Genomic DNA, 18348 nt, shown 5'->3' with positions numbered 1-18348 from the left:
CGAACTTGTGTTCGAGTATCCTGGGTGTGCGAGAAATACGCGCGAATCCAGGAAAGCGGGGCGACGGTGAGCCAACAGCCCCACTCATCAGCAACAACGGTGCTGACCAAGGCGGAAAAGCTCGAACAGCTACGCCGCAAGATGGCCTCGATCCCCGCCCGCTCGGACGGCACCGAACCAGCGACACCCTCGGTGATGCTCCGCCCAGTCGACGAGCGCGAGCCGACTCCGATCGTGGCCACGGCGCAATCAACCCTCCGAATGCTTCCGGTGCCGCCGCCGATCGGCGAACTACTTCCACGCGGAGGACTCGCACGAGGCACCGTCGTCAGCGTCTCCGGAACGAACTCCGTCCTCATCGGCCTGCTCGCGTCCGTCACCGCAAACGGCGGCCATGCAGCAGTGATCGGCATGCCCACTCTGGGACTACTCGCAGCCACGGAACAAGGTGCAGATTTGTCACGGATTGCACTGATCCCGGAGCCTCGGGACAGTGCAGTCGAGGTGGCAGCCATCCTGCTTGACGGCATTGACCTGGTGATACTCGGACTTTCCGGCGCGGCCGTCACACCGTCGAGGGCGCGAGCAGTCGTCGCCAGAGCGAGGTCCAAAGGCAATGTTCTCGTGGTCACTCACGGGCAATGGGACGGCCCGGATCTGCGCATCGAGTCGAGAGTCGCCGGGTACAGCGGCCTGACTGCGGGGCGCGGGCGGGTGACTTCCGTGCAGCTCGACGTCGCGGCCGTGGGCAAGGGGTTCCAACGGCGCACAGGACGGATGGAGATCCGCGAAGAGGCAGGGGTGTCAGTGTGGCGAGCGATCGCCCCCGCCGTCGACGCAGCACACAAGCCTGCCCCCCTGAAGAAGGCACTGTGATCAACACCGATCATTGGAACGAACGTTGGCCGGACCACCCTGTGATCAGGACATTCGACGAGCCGAGGGCAGTGAAAATCGACATCGGTCGGGCGCTGCCACTCGGACGCGGAGGAGCATCACGCGCCGATCATGTGAGTATGCGGGTGAAAACGTCCGCGCTGTACATGTCCGGATACCTGGACGGGGTTTTGAAATTCTGGGCGAAAATGCATGACGGACAGTGGCTCGGCGGAGTAACAGTGCACGTCACCGACGCCGGCGGAACCAACAGCGTCGAGATCGACATGCTCGTCACTGCCGACGCCATCACCGAAGTGCCATCGGTGAGCTGACCGGAAGGTTCAAGCGTCCAATCCTGCAGAAGCTGAGAATCTTTGCACCAGGCAGGGCCGGCAGATCGGCGGTAGCGTTCACCGTGTGATGGCGATCTACACAACCTTGGCTTTGGTTATCGGTGTTGCTGTGCTGGCACCCCGCCCTGTGGGCGGCAGAAAGAACCTGACCGCGGTGTTCGGCGGGACCGAGAATGAAGCAGTGCGGTCCGGAACACGTTGGGCGGTAGACATATTGGCTGCGGAGGGGATTTCTCCCTCGAAACAACCTCTAGTCGCCATACGCGAGTTACGTCGAGCGAATCGAGGATTGTCGCTCGCCGGGGCCAAGATTCTTCACGACCAGATGAAGCTCGCGCACTAGCTCAGACAGCACCGACGCGCCAGCCACCTAAACGAGGTAGCTGTCCGGCACACGAAAAGGGCCGGTGAACACAACGCTCACCGGCCCTGCACGTACAAACTCGACCTACGTCACCACTGCTGGATGATCGAGATGTTCTTGGACCAGATCGCCGGATCGTTGATCGTGAAGCTGATCATCCCGCCGCGAGCTGCCGCTTCGTCGACCAACTGGTCGATAGTCGCGGACGTGACGTATTCCTCGTTCTCAAAGACAGACCCCTCTTCGAGGGACACGCTCCAGAACTCGTTGGGGATCAGATCGAGCAGTTCGCCGGCATTGGCAGCGGAGATGAAACGAGTCTCGTTCTCATCGAAGCGGACCGCGACATAGCCCTCGCCGGAATACGGTTCGACGGCCGAAGCTGCACCGGCTCCGAGGACTGCGACAGCACCAGCAGCGACCGGAATCATCAACGCGGCGACGGCCATACGTGAACGGGACATGAAACCTCCAAATGGGAGGAGGCTGCATCGTGCGCAGCCCCATACGGATCGGACAGGTGAAAAGGTCACCGCCCGCGCGAGAAGAACCTCGGCGAAGCTAGATCACCACTGCTGAAAACCGGTGAGCACGACGCCATTCCAAATCGCCGGATCGCTGATCGTCAAGGCGACGCGGCCACCGTGTGACGCCGACTCGTCGACCAACTGATCGACGGTCGCGTAAACAACGTTGTCGGACCCCTTGTAAATCGAACCGGGGCCGAGATTGATGTGCAAAGTGTTGTCCGGGATGCCGCGGAGGAGTTCGCCGGCATTGGTATCGGCGATGAACCGAGTCTCGTTCTGATCGAACGTGACACCGACATAACCGTTTCCGGAATATGGCGTGGCGGCCGAGGCGGCACCTGCACCGACAAGAGCAACGGCCCCAGCGGCGACCGGAAGCAACAAAGCAGCTACAGCCATACGTGAACGGGACATGGAAAACCTCCTGCGACGCGCAGGCTGTATCGGGCGCAGCCCCACTTGGATGTGACTGACAGTATCGCATATTTTGGTAACCAAAGATTTGCGTACCGCAGTGCCTTCGGTCACGTTGGAAGATAAGCAGTACTATCCGAAACGCCTAACTAGCGGCAAATGAACCAGTCCGACATGCACTTTCGTCGGGAATACTGCCCGGATACCTGCATGCCAGTTCGAGCACGCTCTGATCTAGTGAATCGTCAGCACCCAACCCGTCCGGTCGGATCGTCGCGGTGCTGGAAACGCCGATCGACTCTTACTTCTCCGGCACGTCGGGACCGAACCGAAGCACCAACACCCCAACCAACCGCACCATCAGCTCAGCGTCCCCCTGATCAGGTGATTGCGTGTCATGAGCATCAGAACGCTGATTACGCACAGACACAATCCACTTCACGAGATCCTCGAGCGCATTCGCCAACGGTGTGTCGACGCCGGCAAGCCATCCCTGCTTCTTCGCGGCTTTGAGTTGGTCGCCCAGCGAGCCGCCCGAATAGCCCAACGCATCGAGCAGCATCTCCAACGCCGTACCAGCGTCCGTGATCGCGTCCGCCGGTTTCCCTGCCGACAACTCGGCAACAGCCTCCCTGTACTTGAGATCAATCTTCTCCAGCGCCGGAACCCCAGCGGACAACAGTCGCAGTGGCTCGTCCACGAGCACCGCCGATGCCAGGTCGGTGCGCAACACCAACTCCCGGCCGCGCACACCGTATTCAGTGGAGGCCAACACATCTTCGACATCCGCCAGGAACGCTTCTTCCGCATCTTTCATCCACGGCACTCCAGGAACCCGCGCATGCGCGTCCGCGTATGCCCCTACCGCATCGAGGACAACTGACACCTCTTCGTTCATGATGAGACCGGCAAAATGCCGAAACAGTGCGTTAGAGGTCGGGGCGGGCCCACCCAAGCGCATATTGCCCTGTACAAACACCAATCGCTCAATCGCAATAGAGACCATCTGGAGCGTCATCGACGGGAACCGAGGATCCCCGGCAGCCTGTGGCTGCTGATGTTTGGACAGCACCATCACCAGCCGCGTGCGAACTGTCTCGTTCACGCCGCCGTACGGGTTCGCAGCGTGGAGCATGCTCAAAACTGTGCCCTCCACGGGCGATGGGCGCCGCGGCTTCTTCTTCATGTACTCGCTGAACAACACCGCTGGTGGCGGCGGAACTATCACCGGGGTTCTTACCGAAGCAGACGGGGCATTGCGCCGAGGCCATCTCATGCCCCAGATCCTGACAGACCGCGGCTCATTGTTTCCTACTGGAACTTGTCTGCGTGATCGTTGAGCAGCCGAGCAATAGCCCGAACCGTTTCCGGGTCGCTCATATCGCCGCCGCGTGCACAACCGAGCCGAGCGCCGGACGCCGCCTCCGCAGCCTGCAACTCCTGGTACGCCGCAACAAGTTCCGCACTGGGATTCGCAATCCGATCCGCCTTCTCCTTTCGTGCCACAGCTGCTGAATCGTGTACCCGCTTCACTTGCTGTTCACGACGCCAGATGGCGAACCGGTTACGTTTCCACGGCGCACGAACCGTCGCCCCGTCCATCCACGCCGCGAACTCCGCCTTGTCCCGCGCCCACTTGTGCGGCTGAAAATCCGGACTCCAGTCACCCGACAACGTACTTCCCCCATCTCGTGACGCCCTCCAGAACAACAAACTAACAGAGAGCGATAAATCCGAAACTCCGAGATGCAGGGCAATCAACGCTCCGAAATCCTTCGCTGGGCGAGCCTTGCCCGGACAGCGCAGGCGCCCCCGGACAACACCTCGCTGCGTTATCCACAACCCTGTCAGCTCGAAGAGACCAGTACGGCGCCCGTACCTCGCGCCACGCGCCGTAGCAGCCGGCGAACGAACCCCAGAAACCGAACTCCTCAATGACTATTCCATCGTCACAACACAATCCACCATTCATGGACTCGCCGACGACGTCCAAAACGCCACTGGCCAGCAGGGAGCGACAACAGTATGCAGTCATCGTCATTCATGCAGAGAAGGTGGCAATCTGGGATCGGGGGCCAGACGAGGAGACAATCGGACACCTGACAACCAGTGGAACAATGATGGGCATGCTCCCGGACACGTACCTCAAAGATTTTCTGCACGGGCTGGAAGCACTGAGCAGTCTGTACGCCGAGCAAGCGAAAGTGATCGCTTCGCACGGCGTCGTTGCCGCGCTCGACGACGACGAGGCATTCGAAGTTCTGCTCCGGCTGGTCGGACCCGACGCGCCTACATTCGCCGACGAATTATGGCAGCTGATCAGCACGTTCCTCAACAGCCGACGCGCAGAGGAGTTGTTCGGTGGTCCTGAGGGCATCGGGCGGACACATCTCAATACGGTGCGAAGACCGCGTTACATTCCGCCTAGCCCGGGTGATTCATGGGAATCTGCGGATCGCTGGGCGTAATAGACCGAAGTGCTTCCTGAGCAGGGGAAACTGGGACTTGTCTAAGGTTCCATGTTCTCCAGCAGAAAGCACTCGGTAGGTGAAGCGTACTTCGTGGTCGGCTGGTCTGTCCGTTACTGCTGATGGTGTCGGGGTGATCTCGCATGCCGGGGCTATCGTGCCTCGACTTCTGGCTGATCAGGTCGGTCTGACCGCCGAGCTGTCAGGGGCCATGGCTCGCCGCCGGTTCATCCCGATCCACGACCGCGGCCGTGTGTTGATCGACGTCGCGGTGATGCTCGCCGATGGCGGCGAGTCCATCTCCGACATCGGCGTCCTGCGCCACCAGTCCGGGGCCCTGGGCCCAGTGGCGTCGGCGCCGACGGTGTGGCGCACGCTCGATGAGGTCACTGCCGGCAAGCGCAAGAAGATCCAGGTGGCGCGGGCTCGGGCACGGCGGCACGTGTGGTCCCAACTGCCCGGCGGAGTACCCGCATCGGCGTGTGCGGGGCGGGATCTGGGATCGACGGTCGTGCTCGATGTGGACGCCACCATCGTGGTCACCCACAGCGAGAAGGAGAACGCCGCGCCGACGTACAAGCGCACTTTCGGCTACCACCCGATCGGCGTGTGGTGCGACAACACAGAAGAGTTCCTCGCCGCGAGCCTGCGCCCGGGCAACGCCGGGTCCAACACCGCCGCCGACCACATCGACGTTCTGGGCCAAGCCATCGCGCAGATCCCCGCCGCCCGCCGGCGTGACCTGCTGATCCGCTCCGACGGTGCCGGCGCCTCCCACGACTTGCTGGATTGGATCACCGAGCAGAACCGCGTTCGTGGTCGACGGGTGGAGTACTCGGTCGGCTTCGCTATCACTGCCCCGATTCGCCGGGCCATCGCGACCTGCCCCGAGGCCGCGTGGGGACCAGCGCTCAACCCCAACGGGGACATTCGTGACGGGGCCGACATCGCGGAGCTGACCGGATTCCTCGCTCCCGGGATGCTCGCAAAGTGGCCAGACGGGATGCGGGTGATCGTGCGCCGCGAGCGGCCCCACCCCGGCGCCCAGTTGTCGATGTTCGAGGAGATCGATGGATGGCGCTACCAGGCTTTTGTCACCAACACCAGCGCCGGGCAGCTGCAGTTTCTTGAAGCCAGGCATCGGGCTCACGCCCGGGTCGAGGACCGGATCCGTCACGCAAAAGACACCGGGCTCGGACGTCTGCCCTCACGCGAGTTCGCGCTCAATCAGGCTTGGCTGGTGGCGGTGATGATCGCCGCAGATCTGGTGGCGTGGACGCGGATGCTGGCCTGCATCGGCGAGGCCGCAGTTCTCGCCTTGTGCGAGCCCAAGGCGCTGCGATACCGCTTCCTTCACGTGGCAGCCCGGCTGACTCGCAGCAGCCGCAGGCGACGCGTGAAGATCCCAGAGACGTGGCCCTGGGCCGTCGCGATCGTCGCCGTGTTCAACAAGATCGCCGCGATCCCCAAACCCGCCTGACCCCACCTGCCCGCCCGACAGCACCACCCGGAGACCCGCCCACCGGCAGCGCCAGCCGGCACCCCCGCACGCCCACACGCGAAAACAAGCCCGCCGTCACCCGATATCAGCAGTTACACCGGCCCGTGAATCAGCGGGGCTAGTACCCGGCCGGTGATCCCTCAGTGATCTATGGGCAGTCAGCCGAGAAGCACGATCACACGAGGTGACCCTGCCTGCGTGACGTCGTATTCCTTGGTCAGGACGCCGCCATCGATGCTCACGCGCGGGGTTCGATGGTAGAATTACTAGGTGAATGGGCAATCCGGCCGCATGAACTACATTCAAGCGAGAATTCGCCCAATTTGTTATAATAGAGCGAAGAGTTTGATTAGTTTTCGGGAACGAGCGGCATTGTTTTCATCGTCTTCTAATCGGTTTCTATTTGCATTATTCAGTTATCAATGATATACTTAATACATCGCGAAAAGCATTAGCTAATCGCAGTCTACGAAAGGAGAAACAAATGGATGGAAGCTTTAATATGTATATTACTAGTCATTCAGATCATTAGCAGAGTAGTATTTACTTTACGTCAAATAGTATTTTTGATCAATAGTTCGCTAGATTTGATTGACAGATTGAAATAAGAGAAGACACCAACCTGTAAGGATGAGCATCTTCAACTGACCTGGTGCTTGTGTGGCTCCCACTTCACAATGGGAGCCACACAAGCTCAGAATGTGGCGATCCAGAAGTCGACCGCTTCGCGCGCGGCTTGATGAGTATTGCGAATGTCTATCACAACCTGCGCGTGATCGTAGGGCACTTCGTCGAACCCACCGTCGTCGCGCTCCACGTAATCCGTGGACCGAAGGTGGGCGATCGTCAAACCTCCAACCTCGGATTCAAGCTGCAAGTACGGGTAGAAACCCGGGCATTTATTGGCCAGGTACAACCTCCTCCCGTCCTCGGACACCTCGAATTCCAGATCTCCAATGACATCATCTCCAAGTTCGACGTCGTTGATGTCGTTGGCGAACGAGATGAATGATTCGACGAACAGTGCTGGAATATCGATCAGGCCGGTTTCCTGTGCACTCATCTGAGGTCACCTCTCCGAAAAAGGGGTTCTGGGTTCTAATGGGGGTTCGGGGTGTCAAACGCCGACCGGTGCGGCGCCGGCCGCGATTTTGAGAAGCCGGTGTTGTTGTTCACCGATCCCGCGGGTTCCCGAAAGCGGGGCACTGGCCTGAGGCCAGACTGCGCGCGATACGCGTGTAGTCGCGGCCAGCCAGAATCACCACCTCACGATGACCGAGCAGGCCCTGTTGCTCCGCTTGAGCAACAAGATCTTCGGCGGTGATCGATCCAGGTTGACCCAGCCGGAGGTCGTACGGTTCCACCACCGTGTCCAGGGCGAGCAAGCCGTGCTTCGCAGAAAGAATGCGGATGAAATCAGGACTGGTCAGAGCCTTCGCGGCACGCAGACAGAGCCGGTGATAGCTTCCGCGATAGAGCTCACCTGCCGGTGCCGCACAAGGCGCTTTGGCCGCGCCACAGGGAACCACTACCAGTGGCGGCTCCCCAACGTAAACCGTTGTTACATCGTGAAAGTGGACTCGATTCGTCGCTTCGACATCAAGGTCATACGCAACGTGCTCGGCGATGGTCCAGTTCAACCAACCCCACCCGGGCCGTGCAGCAAGCAACCCCACATGGCCTTCCCGAAAAGCAGCCGACTCGAAAGGCGCGATCCACATCCGCAACTGGGTGTTCGGCAGGGTCATTTCGACGTCGTCGTGGGGGCGATAGAGGCGAGTATGTATCGGTCCGACGTTGACGGGGACGCCCATGTATCGACCGCCTGTCTTGGGTCCGACACCGGGTACGGAAACGACGAGGCCGACCTCCTTGACCAGCGCCACCCCTGGAGCAGGTGCAGTGAGTATGGAGCCGGCGTAGCGGTAGGTCGGCTTGTAACTCGCCATCGGATGCGCTCCTGATCAGTTCGTTTCACACGGTCTCTGTGCGGCCTCAACCACCCGTCAAAGATTACATACTGAGTATGTATTCTCAAGTCGGCCGGACCTGTCCGCGAAGAACCTGCTGTTCAGAGCTTAAAACCGTCACGCCAACGCCGGCAGAGTTCACAAACTGAGGATGTAATCTTTGATGACGGCTTCGGGCCCGACGACAGACGTGCACACATTCGACGGAGGGACAGCCATGGAAGACCCGATCCTGCTCAGCGCTGAAGAATGCATCACCCTGATCGAGAAGGAATCCGGGACCGTCATCGCGTTGAGGACCTTCCACGCCTACGCACACCGCGGCCAAGCACCGAAACCGGTCGACAAGAAAGGCCGCACTCCCCTGTGGGACAAAGCCGAAATGGTGAACTGGATCCACAACCGGCCCGGGCGTGGAAACCGATCCCGAGCATGGAAGATCGAGAAGCAATAGCCCGCATACAATGACGTAGATCTTCGTCTCCGCACGTACATCACCGTTCTGACGCCCCATACCGTTGCCGCCGCACTACCCCACTCGCCGCACAGGGCAAGAACATCCGTGACTGAGGGCATTTCACACGGTCACCGATCCCGAACTCCACCCGCTCTGCCCTCGTCGAGCGACGCGAAGCCCGGCCCAGCGATCAGTCAGAGTGCACGAACACATCCCCCTCCCGCCAACGCGAGCAATGCTCCCGAACCCCTTCGCGTTGATGTACTTCACAACGCCGTGCATACGTTGCCCCTGAAGTACCCCGGCTTCCCACCCTGATGGCGTTCGCTACGGAATTCCTCCGAAACCCCCATCCCGTCTCCCAGATACGTCCAGCAATCTGCGGCGATGCGGTGAGAGCCGTTCCGGCAAGGCGGCTTCTGTGTGCCGTTCCCGCACAAGGCAATACATGCGCTTCGCCCGCTTGGTGTCGCTCGGTCGTGTTAGTCTGCTTGCCAGAGCCGACGTTGTACGGCTGACCCCGAGGTCTTCCAGATGCCCGCGTCATCGCAGCGGAGACGGTCGAGGGCAAGGTCCACCGGATCAATCAACGAATGCTCGTCACGACTTGTGGCGGTGCACGCGGGACATCGCCCATCCATCGTGATTGGAGCTCGACCGATGACAAAGAACTCCGGCCGGAAAAAAGCCGCACGCAAGTACCAGCAAGAACATCCCGGGACCACGTTCCCCGAAGCCATGCGGGCCGTGGCCAGGCCAACCACCGAACCAGTCTCCCCGCCCGACGGCTACGTTCTGCTCGACCGACTCGACCAAGACGGGGCACCGGTCCACGGCCGCCTCGTCAACACCTCTCCCGAGGCCTTCTTCTTCGGCAGCGCCGGACGGCCCGACTACGCGGAAGCCAAGGCCGGCATCACCGCTCTGACACCCAGCGTTCTGACACCGTCGGACAAAGAAGCGGTGAGTCGGAGCGCAACAATGATCGCGAGCTTGATCGAGAGGCTCGACGCACAAGACCGCGGAATGCTGCAGCGGGCGACCAGCGCTGTACGCGCAAAAGGCCCGCAAGGCAGTGAATACCGTTGGGGGAAGTCTACTCTGAACCTTGACTACCGCGCACCCCTCTTCCGCGACATCAACGACAATGGCCCAGTCAGCTTGCCGGGCGGCACGACGGTGCCAGAAAACATGAAAGGGTCGCCCGCCGTCGCCGCGGCCGCCCTCGAACCGACTCCCGGCGAGGACAGGACAGAGGCACCGAATCTGGAAGAGCCGGCACGGCAATCCAAATCAACGTCCACTCCCGAATGAGGCGAAGGCGAGCCACAAAAACACAGGCGACGACGACGCCGTGATTCGTGCATGATCAGTTGATGCGTTTCTCCCGGCTGTTGCCCGTCTTCGTCGCATCTTCCATCGTTCTTGCAGGTTGCGCCAACGAACCGCCGCCAACTCCAGCACCGGCGATCATCTCTTTTGACGACGGCTGGGGCCAGATATTCGTGGCGAACATCGACGGCAGCGGTGTGCGACAGATCTCCCCAACGGTCGGTGACGACAGCACAGACAGCCGATACGGCAATTTCGCCGCACTATCACCAGACGGAACCCAGCTGGCCTACACCCGCGGAGGAAGAAACATCGAACTCGTGGACCTCGATTCCGGTGAATCGCGCACTATTCGCGAAGGTGGCCACCAACCTGCCTTCTCCCCCGACGGGTCCCACATCGCGTTCAGCACCGGCAGCGGCATCAGCATCATGAACACCGACGGCTCCGACGTGCGCGTTGTCGCCGAGGAAGAGGGCGGATCCGATGCCACGTTCTCACCGGACGGCTCGCGGGTGGTCTTCAGAGTCGGCGGCTACATAGTCGAGACACCGGTGACGGGTGGAGAAACAAAGGTTGTTCTGCGGGACCAATTTTGGAACGCGGACCCCGCCTACTCGCCCGACGGTTCCACTCTGGTCTTCTCGAGCAATCGCGGCGGAAACAACGGATCGGAGATCTACTCGATGCCTGCCGGTGGTGGAGAGATCACGCCACTGACCGACACGTACGCCGTGCATCCGAAGTTCACACCGGACGGTTCACGCATCCTCTACAACAGAGCAACGACGCTGTCGGGGGATGTGGTTGTCGATATTTCCACGGCTGAACGCACCGAGCTTGCATCCATGAACCCTGACGGCACCGACCAGAAGCGGCTGACGCCCCGTTCGATCACAGCCCAGATACCGAGCAGCGGCGGCGGACAGTGACATCACCAAGCGAACAATTTTCGATGGATGATTCCGGCATACGCGTCTGGGTGCGGCCCTAGATTCGTTCGGCCGTGTTCACAGGATCGCTCCTGCGAACATCCGGACGGCCGCCGGATCGGTTCCGCGCCACATCATCAGCAGATCATCGACACGCCTGATGATGGTGCCGTTCTCACCCAAACTCGCCGCAACTTTCACCGCGCCGACAAAACCGGCGCAGAGCGTGTCTGCGAGCCTGGACATGCTTTCGGCGCAGTCGAGGGAGCCTGAACGGATCGCGTCGATGACGATCGGCGTCAGGACTTCTGTCCATGCTTCGTAGGTGGCATACGCGTCGTTGAGTGACTGGTCGACGCTCAGGACGAGGCCGGCGCGGATGATCGCCTCGTTTTGGGTGCGGCGGGCGAGTTCGCGGTAAATCAGCAGTACTTGCCGGTCTGCGGGTTGACCGGTTGCGATCGCTTTCCCGACCGTCTCGGTGACTGCGTCAGACCAACGGCGGAACATCTCTCTTGCGATGGATTCCTTCTTCGAAAAGTGGAAGTACATCGCGCCTTTGGTGACCGGGGCGAGTGTGACGATGTCGTCGATGGAGGTCCCCGCGTACCCCGTTTTGCCGAACAGGGTTGCGGACGCTTCGAGGATCGCTTCGCGGGTGGCTTTCGCGCGCGGTTGCATCGGTGGACGACCAGTTTTGCCGTGGTCGATCTCCGAATCAGACTCGTTATGATCGCGCATGGTCACAGTCGCTTTCTGTCGCATTTGCCATCTCCAATGCCTCTGCCTTTCATATCTTTTCGATCTTCGGTAGCTCTCCGTACGCGTCAAGTTGCCCGGCGGCAATGTCGACAACATTGTCGAGGACCGGTTCGATGTTCTCGACTGCGGTCCGTGCGGCGGAGAGTTTCGCGACCTGCTCACGGGTACGGCGCGTACGGCGTTCGCGTTCCTTCGTCAGCTCGGCTCGACGTGCGGGTTCGGCAAGCTCGCGGTCGAAACTGTCGACGCGGTCAGCGATGTCGACCAGTCGTTGCGTTCCGGCCTTCACACGTTCGGTGCACGAGAGAAGAGCAGCTTCGGCCGCGTCGATCTGCTCCCGGAAGTCGGGTACCGACGCCCCGGCCACCTGCTCGTACACGGCGCGCAGTTCTCCATCGAGGTGCACTCCGGCTTTGAACTGCTGCGCGAGGTTCCACAGGGCCGCGTCGACGTCGATACCGGTGAGCCACCCTTCCCGGACTGCAGCAGAGCGCCTGATCGTCTCCGCGGCGTCGAGTGCCCGCACCAGGGGCCTCGCCAGCCGTGTGGGAGCGTTGACGATCTCGCCGGCGGTCACGATGTCGGGGCCTGCAGTCTTCACCTTGGCCGCGCCGCCGAGTCCGTAACCAGCGAGCGAAAGGCCGAGCCCCCCGAACACCGCCCACCCACCTGCCTGCACCAGCAAGTTGGTGGGTTCGTTGTTCGCCTCCTCCACCGCCGGGAAGAGAAGTTCGAACGGGTTCGTGCCCGCTGCCAGAAAACCGAGAGGGAGCGCCAGAATTCCGAGCGCCACCAGGACCGTCCCGATGACGAGGGCGATAGTCCCGAGGGCAGTGGCCACGTAAATCCATCGGTACCAACTGCCCGGACGAGCTAGCACGACCTGCCCAGCCGGTCGCGCCTTCAGCTCCTCGAGCCTTTTCTCCGGTGATGCCATGACCCCTCCTGTGCGCTCATCCAGCCGATGGCACTACCCACCCGCCGGCCTATGTCGATAACATCGCAATTGCCCGCCGACCCTCATCGGCGAGCCTCGGGCCGCCGGATCGACACTGACCTCTCGATTCGGTGGCCTGAACCATTGAGCAGAATGATCAACATTCCGGCACAACAGCTTTCGTACTTACTGAACTCTCAGCGCCACAAAGCTGCGACTGCCGCCCACGGCGGCTGAGGCACAGTCACCTTGACCTGCTGCTGAATATCAGCGCACTCCACAGAATCCATAGGTCCGTTCTACCCCGCACCCATTACATCTCCGCACACCCAAACCCCCGCGGGCCGCGGCACCCCGACACAATCGGGCCCCAAAACGGAAAAGATGCGCCCCTCGACGGCATAGACGCAGAACGGAGCATGAATGTGGCGAAATACCGTGGTTCAGCCGTCGCCCGCCGCTTCGTGTGTCAGAGCAGAAACCCACGTTCTGCATCCGCAGCAACTCTCGCCACTACACGCGGCGCCCATCGATCATGGCCGAGCAGACTCCAGGTGGGGTCACCGTTGTCGAGCGGCGTCGCAGCCAACTGCACACGACGCAAAAACCCGCCAATAGCCGGACATGACAACGCAATCCATCTCCACGAGCCATCGTCGGAGTCGATACCGAGACGGCCCATGACGCCACTCGAGATCACCGACACGTCACCGTTCACTCCCGCGAGAGCCTCCGCACCCACGTTGAGAACAGCCGTCCACGACTGCACCGGAGACTTCGGTCCACGCGGTGACGACTTCAGGCCGGATCTCGCGCGCTGCGGTTTCTCCATCACCGCTGCCACCGACTGCGCCCACACCGCCCCGCCGGTACCGGCCACCGGCAACGGATCCGATCGCACATGCCGGCGCATCTCCCGGCAACCGTCAACGACCTGCACCTCACCGACAGGCTGGGTCGCGAGCAGAAACTGCAACATCGACCCCACATCGCTGGTCTTACGTGCCTCCGACATCACAGCGCCGACCCGACCTCGTACAGATGACGCGGAGTATCGCTCCTCATCGCGCTACCTCCCCTTGATCGAAAGATCCGTGGGCCAACGGATTCGGCGTATGCAACGGATCGGGTCGGCCAATCAACGGGTGACCAACCAGCGGTGTTCCGACAATCGCCAGCCCGTCACGATGAACGGACAGACCCGAGATCGACGCGACCAACACCACCCGCCGGTCGAAAACAACCAGGACAATCGACGACGCCACAACGTGATCAGCACGCACCTTCCACACCCCACGCGCCCGCTCCCACAACTCCTCCGGCGCCAGGTCCGGCGCATACCCGACATGTACTCGCCCGAGCGGGTCGTCGATGTCCGCAGACGCCGATTCCGCGAGCGTCACCCGCACAGCCGTAATACGTTGCGGAAACTCCATCGGCCGAAAATTGTGCAGCACCGCTGCAGATGCCTTCTCACGATCGAACGACGCAGCATCGAACGCCGGATAATGCCGATCCGAGTAATCCACCGGCGACTGCTCCCCCGTCGACGAAAAACGTTGCTGCTCGAGAAAAAGCACACGCAGATCAACATCGACGTCCAACGCCTCGTCGCGGATATCGAACCCCGCATTCTTCAACGCCCACCCGAGTTCGAAACGCTGGTGCACTTCAGGCAGGGTCGTACGACCCGCACGCCCGAAATGCCCCGATTCCGCTGGCACGACCGACTGCATTTCGGTCTGACAACTCGTCGGCAACACCTCCAGAATGCGAAGCATGCACCCGCCAAGCACAGCGGGCTGCGGCCAACTCAAGGCACGACGACCCTGCACCGAATCCACAGCGATGTACAAGCTGACCATCCGAACGAAATAGGCTTCGAACAGCGGAAACAACTGCTCCCACCACTGCACCACCTCTGATCCCCGACTGCAGAACAACGCATACAACGGACTGTCCTCGAGAACTCTCACCGCGGCAGGCCCAGCCTCAGCCTGCGCATCGAGAATCAGACGTGCGTGCTCGGTGATCTCACACTTCTCACAAGGATGCGCAAGCACACGGAAGATCGCGTTCTTACCACCCCGAAACTTCCGATGACCACAACTGTTCACCACACACCCAGGAGCAACGCAATACAGACAGGCATAGCGGTCACCGTTCTTCCACCCCATGTGCGAGGTCCGCTGAAACGCTGACTCCAACCATTCATGGCCGGCCGGGCACAACCACCACAACATCCGGTGCGACGAATTCGTCACCGATCCAGGATCAAGCCCCACGTTCCGTGTCGGATGCAACTGCCGAAACAGCTCCGGATGATCATCTTTGATGCGCATACTCCCCCTTCGACGCCTTTCTCTCTGCCATCGTGTGTCAACGCACCCGCGCACGCATACCGACTACGCGATTCGCCTGAACTGACTCACGGACCTTCCCACTGGATTCGCACCAGCACTGGAAAGTCTGGGTCACTCTTCTGAACCATCGACCGTAGGTAGCTCAGGCGGTGGCGACCGTCCTGGATCGTAAGGTGCCCGTCCTTGAAAAACAGCCTTGGGGGGTGCCGAGCCCACTTGTGTTCTTGCCACTCAGACTTGTTGCTGGAGTAACCAGGTTGGGGCGGCAGGTTCGCCGCGAAAATCCCAATATGTGTCTCGCCGCCTGGTATTGCCACACCGAATGCCGGGTTGGCCTCTGCAATTTCCAGTCCTCGGCGTGCGATGTCCACGAGGTCTCCGTCTTTGGCAAAGTACGGAGCGAGGTGCTCCGCTACGGCAGCCTGATACGGCCCGGCCCAGAAGTGAGCCTCGTGAACCTCGGGATCTAGTGCGTCTGCCCCCAAAAGGTTCTTCACCGCAGCCTGGATCCCCTTGTGCTCCTCCTTTCCCAACCCCTCGGGATATGGCAGATCCTCCACTCGAAGACTCGCGTACTTGGTGTATATCTGCATTCAGTTGCCCCCTCATCCTGGTACGAAATCTGTCCGCACTCATCGGTTTTCGCATCAACACACGCCATTCGGTGACTATCGCCGGATCTCTACGCGCCCCATGGTGCTGTGTCAGCTCAGATCATCACATGTCGCGGGCCGCCGTGGTCAGACCCTTGTTGTTCAATGGGGAAAGCGAGGCGCCGACCCCACTACAGCGTCGACTATCGGAATGAGGGCTGCCATGGCTGGGACGATCTTCTTCCCGTCGGGAGCACGTTGGACCGCCCGTTCGTCAGTCTGTGCCCTCGCTTTGGAGGCGCTGATTCCGATGATCTCGGACCTCGAAACTCACGAGCTTGTCGTTACTCTCAACGAGGGCAACGTCGGCATGCTCGACGTCGAGGATATGCCGCCCCGAGGAAGAACCGAAGAACCGAGGTGTTGCAGATTCTTGCGGACGGGAGGCATTGGGAATCCGCGCAGACGATGATCACCGGTGGCCAAGAGTGGATTGATGCCCTCGAGAAACCGATGGCGAACCTGTCAGCCCTCGCAGCCGCAGCTATCGCGATGCAAGAGGCGAGTGACAGCTCACCGGATAACGAAATTCGCCCCTACGATCGCTGACGAAGGTCAAGACCGGAAGACCCGTGCGGGTTGTCGGGTCTGCGTTGTTCAATAGAGGCTGTAGTCGAACGACGACGAACGCCTCAGCTACCCGCTCCGCCCAGTTCGCCGCCCGCATTGGACAAACGCGAGTCGCGGCGACCGCGCACGTACCTCGCAAGAAACCACACCCCACCCAGAACAAGGGACACGAAAACAGCCGTGGAAACAAAAATGCCGAATGCGGCTGCAAACGAGGTGGTCTCGTCGATCCAGAGTGTCGGCACCGCAGCCAGCAGAATCACCACGACGGTGGCAACTGTTTGAGTTCGGGGAACACCGGCGAAGTGGCCGAACACCACGAAGAAACCCGCCACAACGACTGCAGTCACCATAATGGACATCGGACCGTCACTTTCCTGTACCTACTCAACACACTCGGCCAGCAAGTTTGTCGCAGGGAAGATGCAGACCTGCGGAATGAGAGCAAGACGTCGACGGTGGACCGACAGGATTGTTCTACGCCCACCCCACAGGCTGCGAGCGGAACCATACCCGGTGCGCGCTCGTTCCAATCCTGGCCACGACGGCTAATCTTCGTCGGCACTGCCGATCTGACGATTCCTCAACAGTCCCGCCGCTCGAACCGTGATCTCTTTCCACCGCGGTATCGGGCGGTGACCATTGCCTGGCCTGCGGGGTCAAGTTGCCGCGATATACAGCGTCCCACTTGACGTCCCACCCGGACGCTGTAAAGTTCATCTCTTCGCCTCTGGACGGAGTCATCAGGAGCGTACGCACATGCGTGAGCCCGAACCAGTGCCCCTCGGCGCCGACGGCATCGACATCCAAGCAATTCTGCGCGGAAGCAGAATCCCCCAGCCCGGGTATCGGGCAGAAATCGGCGGCACCCCGGTCCGGATCACCGTCAACCGACACTGCGTCGACGATGACGGAACATTCATCCCTGACACCGGAAACAAAATGCTCAGCTTCGCCGTCACGGATTCCGTTCTGCAACCCTCGACCGCTATCGACGTCGTGCGGCACGCCGCACCGATAAACCTGGGACCTGTCTACATCTACGTACCGGATCTCGAAAAGACATCGTCGAGATACCGTGTCGCCGCATTCTTCTCAGGTTCTGGAACGATGACCGAAGCCCCACCGGATTTCGATTGGCGCAAGTACTCCAACATGTTTCGGGACTTCACTGCGTACCGTGCGGATAAGATTCTCGGCCCTCTGACACCGGTGTATCACTCCCTGAACCGCGATTTCTATCAGCCGTACATGGACCGGCGAGGAAGATACTGGACTCTTCGTGTCACCGCGCCACCCGAAAGTTCGGGTCTCGGCGAGGCATTCGCTGCCACCCTCGGTGCCTTGTCTCGCAGGTCCGCGATCAGAAGCGACATTCGGCCCCTCGCCCTCGAATGGCTCCGCGGCGGAATCGTCCGGTTCACCTTTCAGCGGATCCTCAAAAAGCGATGCTTCCAACTGGAGTTCGAGATCCCCAGCCTCAATCAGATGACGTTCGGCCGCTTCCTTCCACCCGGCTGTAGTCCGATTATTCGCAAACCCGCCCAGTTTGCTGCGGGATTCGTCTATCGGCTCTACGAAGCATCAGCCGCATCGTATTCACTGTTCGGGACGGAAGTTGTATGCGACGAGAGAGGAAACCCGCCGCGTTGACAGGTGTCGAAACCGCTCGGCCCAAGGCTAGGAAGCGAATCACACCCAAACGCGCTCAGCGCCTTCCTGCGGGTTTGGGTGTGCGTTTTGACCATCGAACGAAACGGACAATTTTTTTCCGTGTCCGCCGGCGCTCAACAGCGCATGCGCGATAGCTAGGCTTTGGCCGCGGGAGAATGTGGTCACTCACAGGCGAAATAGGAACGGCTG

General features: G+C 60.8%; 20 protein-coding genes. 8 read left to right on the top strand and 12 right to left on the bottom strand.

The window, feature by feature from the left end; genetic code table 11:
* The first annotated feature begins 66 nt into the window (after positions 1–66).
* Positions 67–876, top strand: a complete 810-nt coding sequence (locus tag M1L53_RS26790) for a hypothetical protein (protein ID WP_047269976.1) — start codon at positions 67–69, stop codon at positions 874–876.
* Entirely contained in the window at positions 873–1211 is a 339-nt protein-coding gene (locus tag M1L53_RS26785) for a hypothetical protein (RefSeq protein WP_230793503.1), read from the top strand. Before M1L53_RS26790 ends, M1L53_RS26785 begins: the two co-directional genes overlap by 4 nt.
* 474 nt (positions 1212–1685) lie before the next feature.
* Here the strand turns inward: M1L53_RS26785 and M1L53_RS26780 are convergent, their stop codons facing one another.
* The 4 genes from M1L53_RS26780 to M1L53_RS26765 form a co-directional block, all read right to left on the bottom strand.
* Entirely contained in the window at positions 1686–2060 is a 375-nt protein-coding gene (locus M1L53_RS26780; RefSeq protein WP_230793500.1) for a hypothetical protein, read from the bottom strand.
* A gap of 102 nt (positions 2061–2162) precedes the next feature.
* Positions 2163–2540 (bottom strand): hypothetical protein, encoded by a 378-nt coding sequence (locus M1L53_RS26775; protein ID WP_230793499.1) that lies wholly within the window; start codon positions 2538–2540, stop codon positions 2163–2165.
* A gap of 301 nt (positions 2541–2841) precedes the next feature.
* The gene (locus M1L53_RS26770) at positions 2842–3675 is read right to left on the bottom strand and encodes a DUF4145 domain-containing protein (RefSeq protein ID WP_230793498.1); all 834 of its coding nucleotides are present in this window, start codon (positions 3673–3675) and stop codon (positions 2842–2844) included.
* A 176-nt stretch (positions 3676–3851) separates the two neighbouring features.
* Positions 3852–4214 carry a hypothetical protein gene (locus tag M1L53_RS26765; protein WP_230793497.1) on the bottom strand — a complete coding sequence of 121 codons (363 nt, stop codon included), beginning with the start codon at positions 4212–4214 and terminating at the stop codon, positions 3852–3854.
* A 296-nt stretch (positions 4215–4510) separates the two neighbouring features.
* Here M1L53_RS26765 and M1L53_RS26760 point away from each other — a divergent pair, with 296 nt between their 5' ends.
* Together M1L53_RS26760 and M1L53_RS26755 are read left to right on the top strand one after the other, a co-directional pair.
* Positions 4511–5008, top strand: coding sequence for a hypothetical protein (locus M1L53_RS26760; RefSeq protein ID WP_230793496.1), 498 nt, complete (start codon positions 4511–4513; stop codon positions 5006–5008).
* 79 nt (positions 5009–5087) lie between these two features.
* Entirely contained in the window at positions 5088–6488 is a 1401-nt protein-coding gene (locus M1L53_RS26755; protein ID WP_047270456.1) for an IS1380 family transposase, read from the top strand.
* A gap of 715 nt (positions 6489–7203) precedes the next feature.
* On the opposite strand, the gene M1L53_RS26750 is transcribed toward M1L53_RS26755, so the two are convergent.
* The gene (locus M1L53_RS26750) at positions 7204–7572 is read right to left on the bottom strand and encodes a hypothetical protein (RefSeq protein ID WP_261949291.1); all 369 of its coding nucleotides are present in this window, start codon (positions 7570–7572) and stop codon (positions 7204–7206) included.
* Positions 7573–7681: 109 nt separating this feature from the next.
* Positions 7682–8458 (bottom strand): DUF6884 domain-containing protein, encoded by a 777-nt coding sequence (locus M1L53_RS26745; protein WP_230793494.1) that lies wholly within the window; start codon positions 8456–8458, stop codon positions 7682–7684.
* Positions 8459–8642: 184 nt separating this feature from the next.
* On the opposite strand from M1L53_RS26745, the gene M1L53_RS26740 reads away from it, so the two are divergent.
* From M1L53_RS26740 to M1L53_RS26730, 3 genes are all read left to right on the top strand, one after another.
* Positions 8643–8933 (top strand): transcriptional regulator, encoded by a 291-nt coding sequence (locus M1L53_RS26740; protein ID WP_230793493.1) that lies wholly within the window; start codon positions 8643–8645, stop codon positions 8931–8933.
* A 663-nt stretch (positions 8934–9596) separates the two neighbouring features.
* Positions 9597–10250 (top strand): hypothetical protein, encoded by a 654-nt coding sequence (locus tag M1L53_RS34915; protein ID WP_372464405.1) that lies wholly within the window; start codon positions 9597–9599, stop codon positions 10248–10250.
* A gap of 62 nt (positions 10251–10312) precedes the next feature.
* Complete coding sequence (locus tag M1L53_RS26730; RefSeq protein WP_230793492.1) at positions 10313–11200, top strand: hypothetical protein; 888 nt, start codon at positions 10313–10315, stop codon at positions 11198–11200.
* Positions 11201–11278: 78 nt separating this feature from the next.
* Here the strand turns inward: M1L53_RS26730 and M1L53_RS26725 are convergent, their stop codons facing one another.
* The 6 genes from M1L53_RS26725 to M1L53_RS26700 form a co-directional block, all read right to left on the bottom strand.
* On the bottom strand, positions 11279–11941 hold the full coding sequence (locus M1L53_RS26725) for a TetR/AcrR family transcriptional regulator (RefSeq protein WP_261949290.1): 663 nt from the start codon (positions 11939–11941) through the stop codon (positions 11279–11281).
* A gap of 49 nt (positions 11942–11990) precedes the next feature.
* The gene (locus tag M1L53_RS26720) at positions 11991–12899 is read right to left on the bottom strand and encodes a hypothetical protein (RefSeq protein ID WP_230793490.1); all 909 of its coding nucleotides are present in this window, start codon (positions 12897–12899) and stop codon (positions 11991–11993) included.
* A 469-nt stretch (positions 12900–13368) separates the two neighbouring features.
* Positions 13369–13914: a hypothetical protein gene (locus M1L53_RS26715; protein ID WP_230793489.1), complete on the bottom strand. Its 546-nt coding sequence runs from the start codon at positions 13912–13914 to the stop codon at positions 13369–13371.
* Positions 13915–13960: 46 nt separating this feature from the next.
* Positions 13961–15241, bottom strand: a complete 1281-nt coding sequence (locus M1L53_RS26710; protein ID WP_261949289.1) for a zinc-ribbon domain-containing protein — start codon at positions 15239–15241, stop codon at positions 13961–13963.
* A gap of 86 nt (positions 15242–15327) precedes the next feature.
* A complete protein-coding gene (locus M1L53_RS26705; RefSeq protein WP_230793487.1) occupies positions 15328–15855 on the bottom strand; it encodes a hypothetical protein in 528 nt (175 codons plus the stop codon).
* 692 nt (positions 15856–16547) lie between these two features.
* Positions 16548–16847: a hypothetical protein gene (locus M1L53_RS26700; RefSeq protein WP_230793486.1), complete on the bottom strand. Its 300-nt coding sequence runs from the start codon at positions 16845–16847 to the stop codon at positions 16548–16550.
* Between the two features lie 397 nt (positions 16848–17244).
* On the opposite strand from M1L53_RS26700, the gene M1L53_RS26695 reads away from it, so the two are divergent.
* The gene (locus M1L53_RS26695; protein ID WP_230793485.1) at positions 17245–18138 is read left to right on the top strand and encodes a hypothetical protein; all 894 of its coding nucleotides are present in this window, start codon (positions 17245–17247) and stop codon (positions 18136–18138) included.
* Positions 18139–18348 lie beyond the last annotated feature (210 nt).

Source organism: Rhodococcus sp. T9N (genome assembly GCF_024436645.1).
GTDB lineage: Bacteria > Actinomycetota > Actinomycetes > Mycobacteriales > Mycobacteriaceae > Rhodococcus_F > Rhodococcus_F qingshengii.
This window is presented reverse-complemented; position numbering and strand designations above follow the sequence as displayed.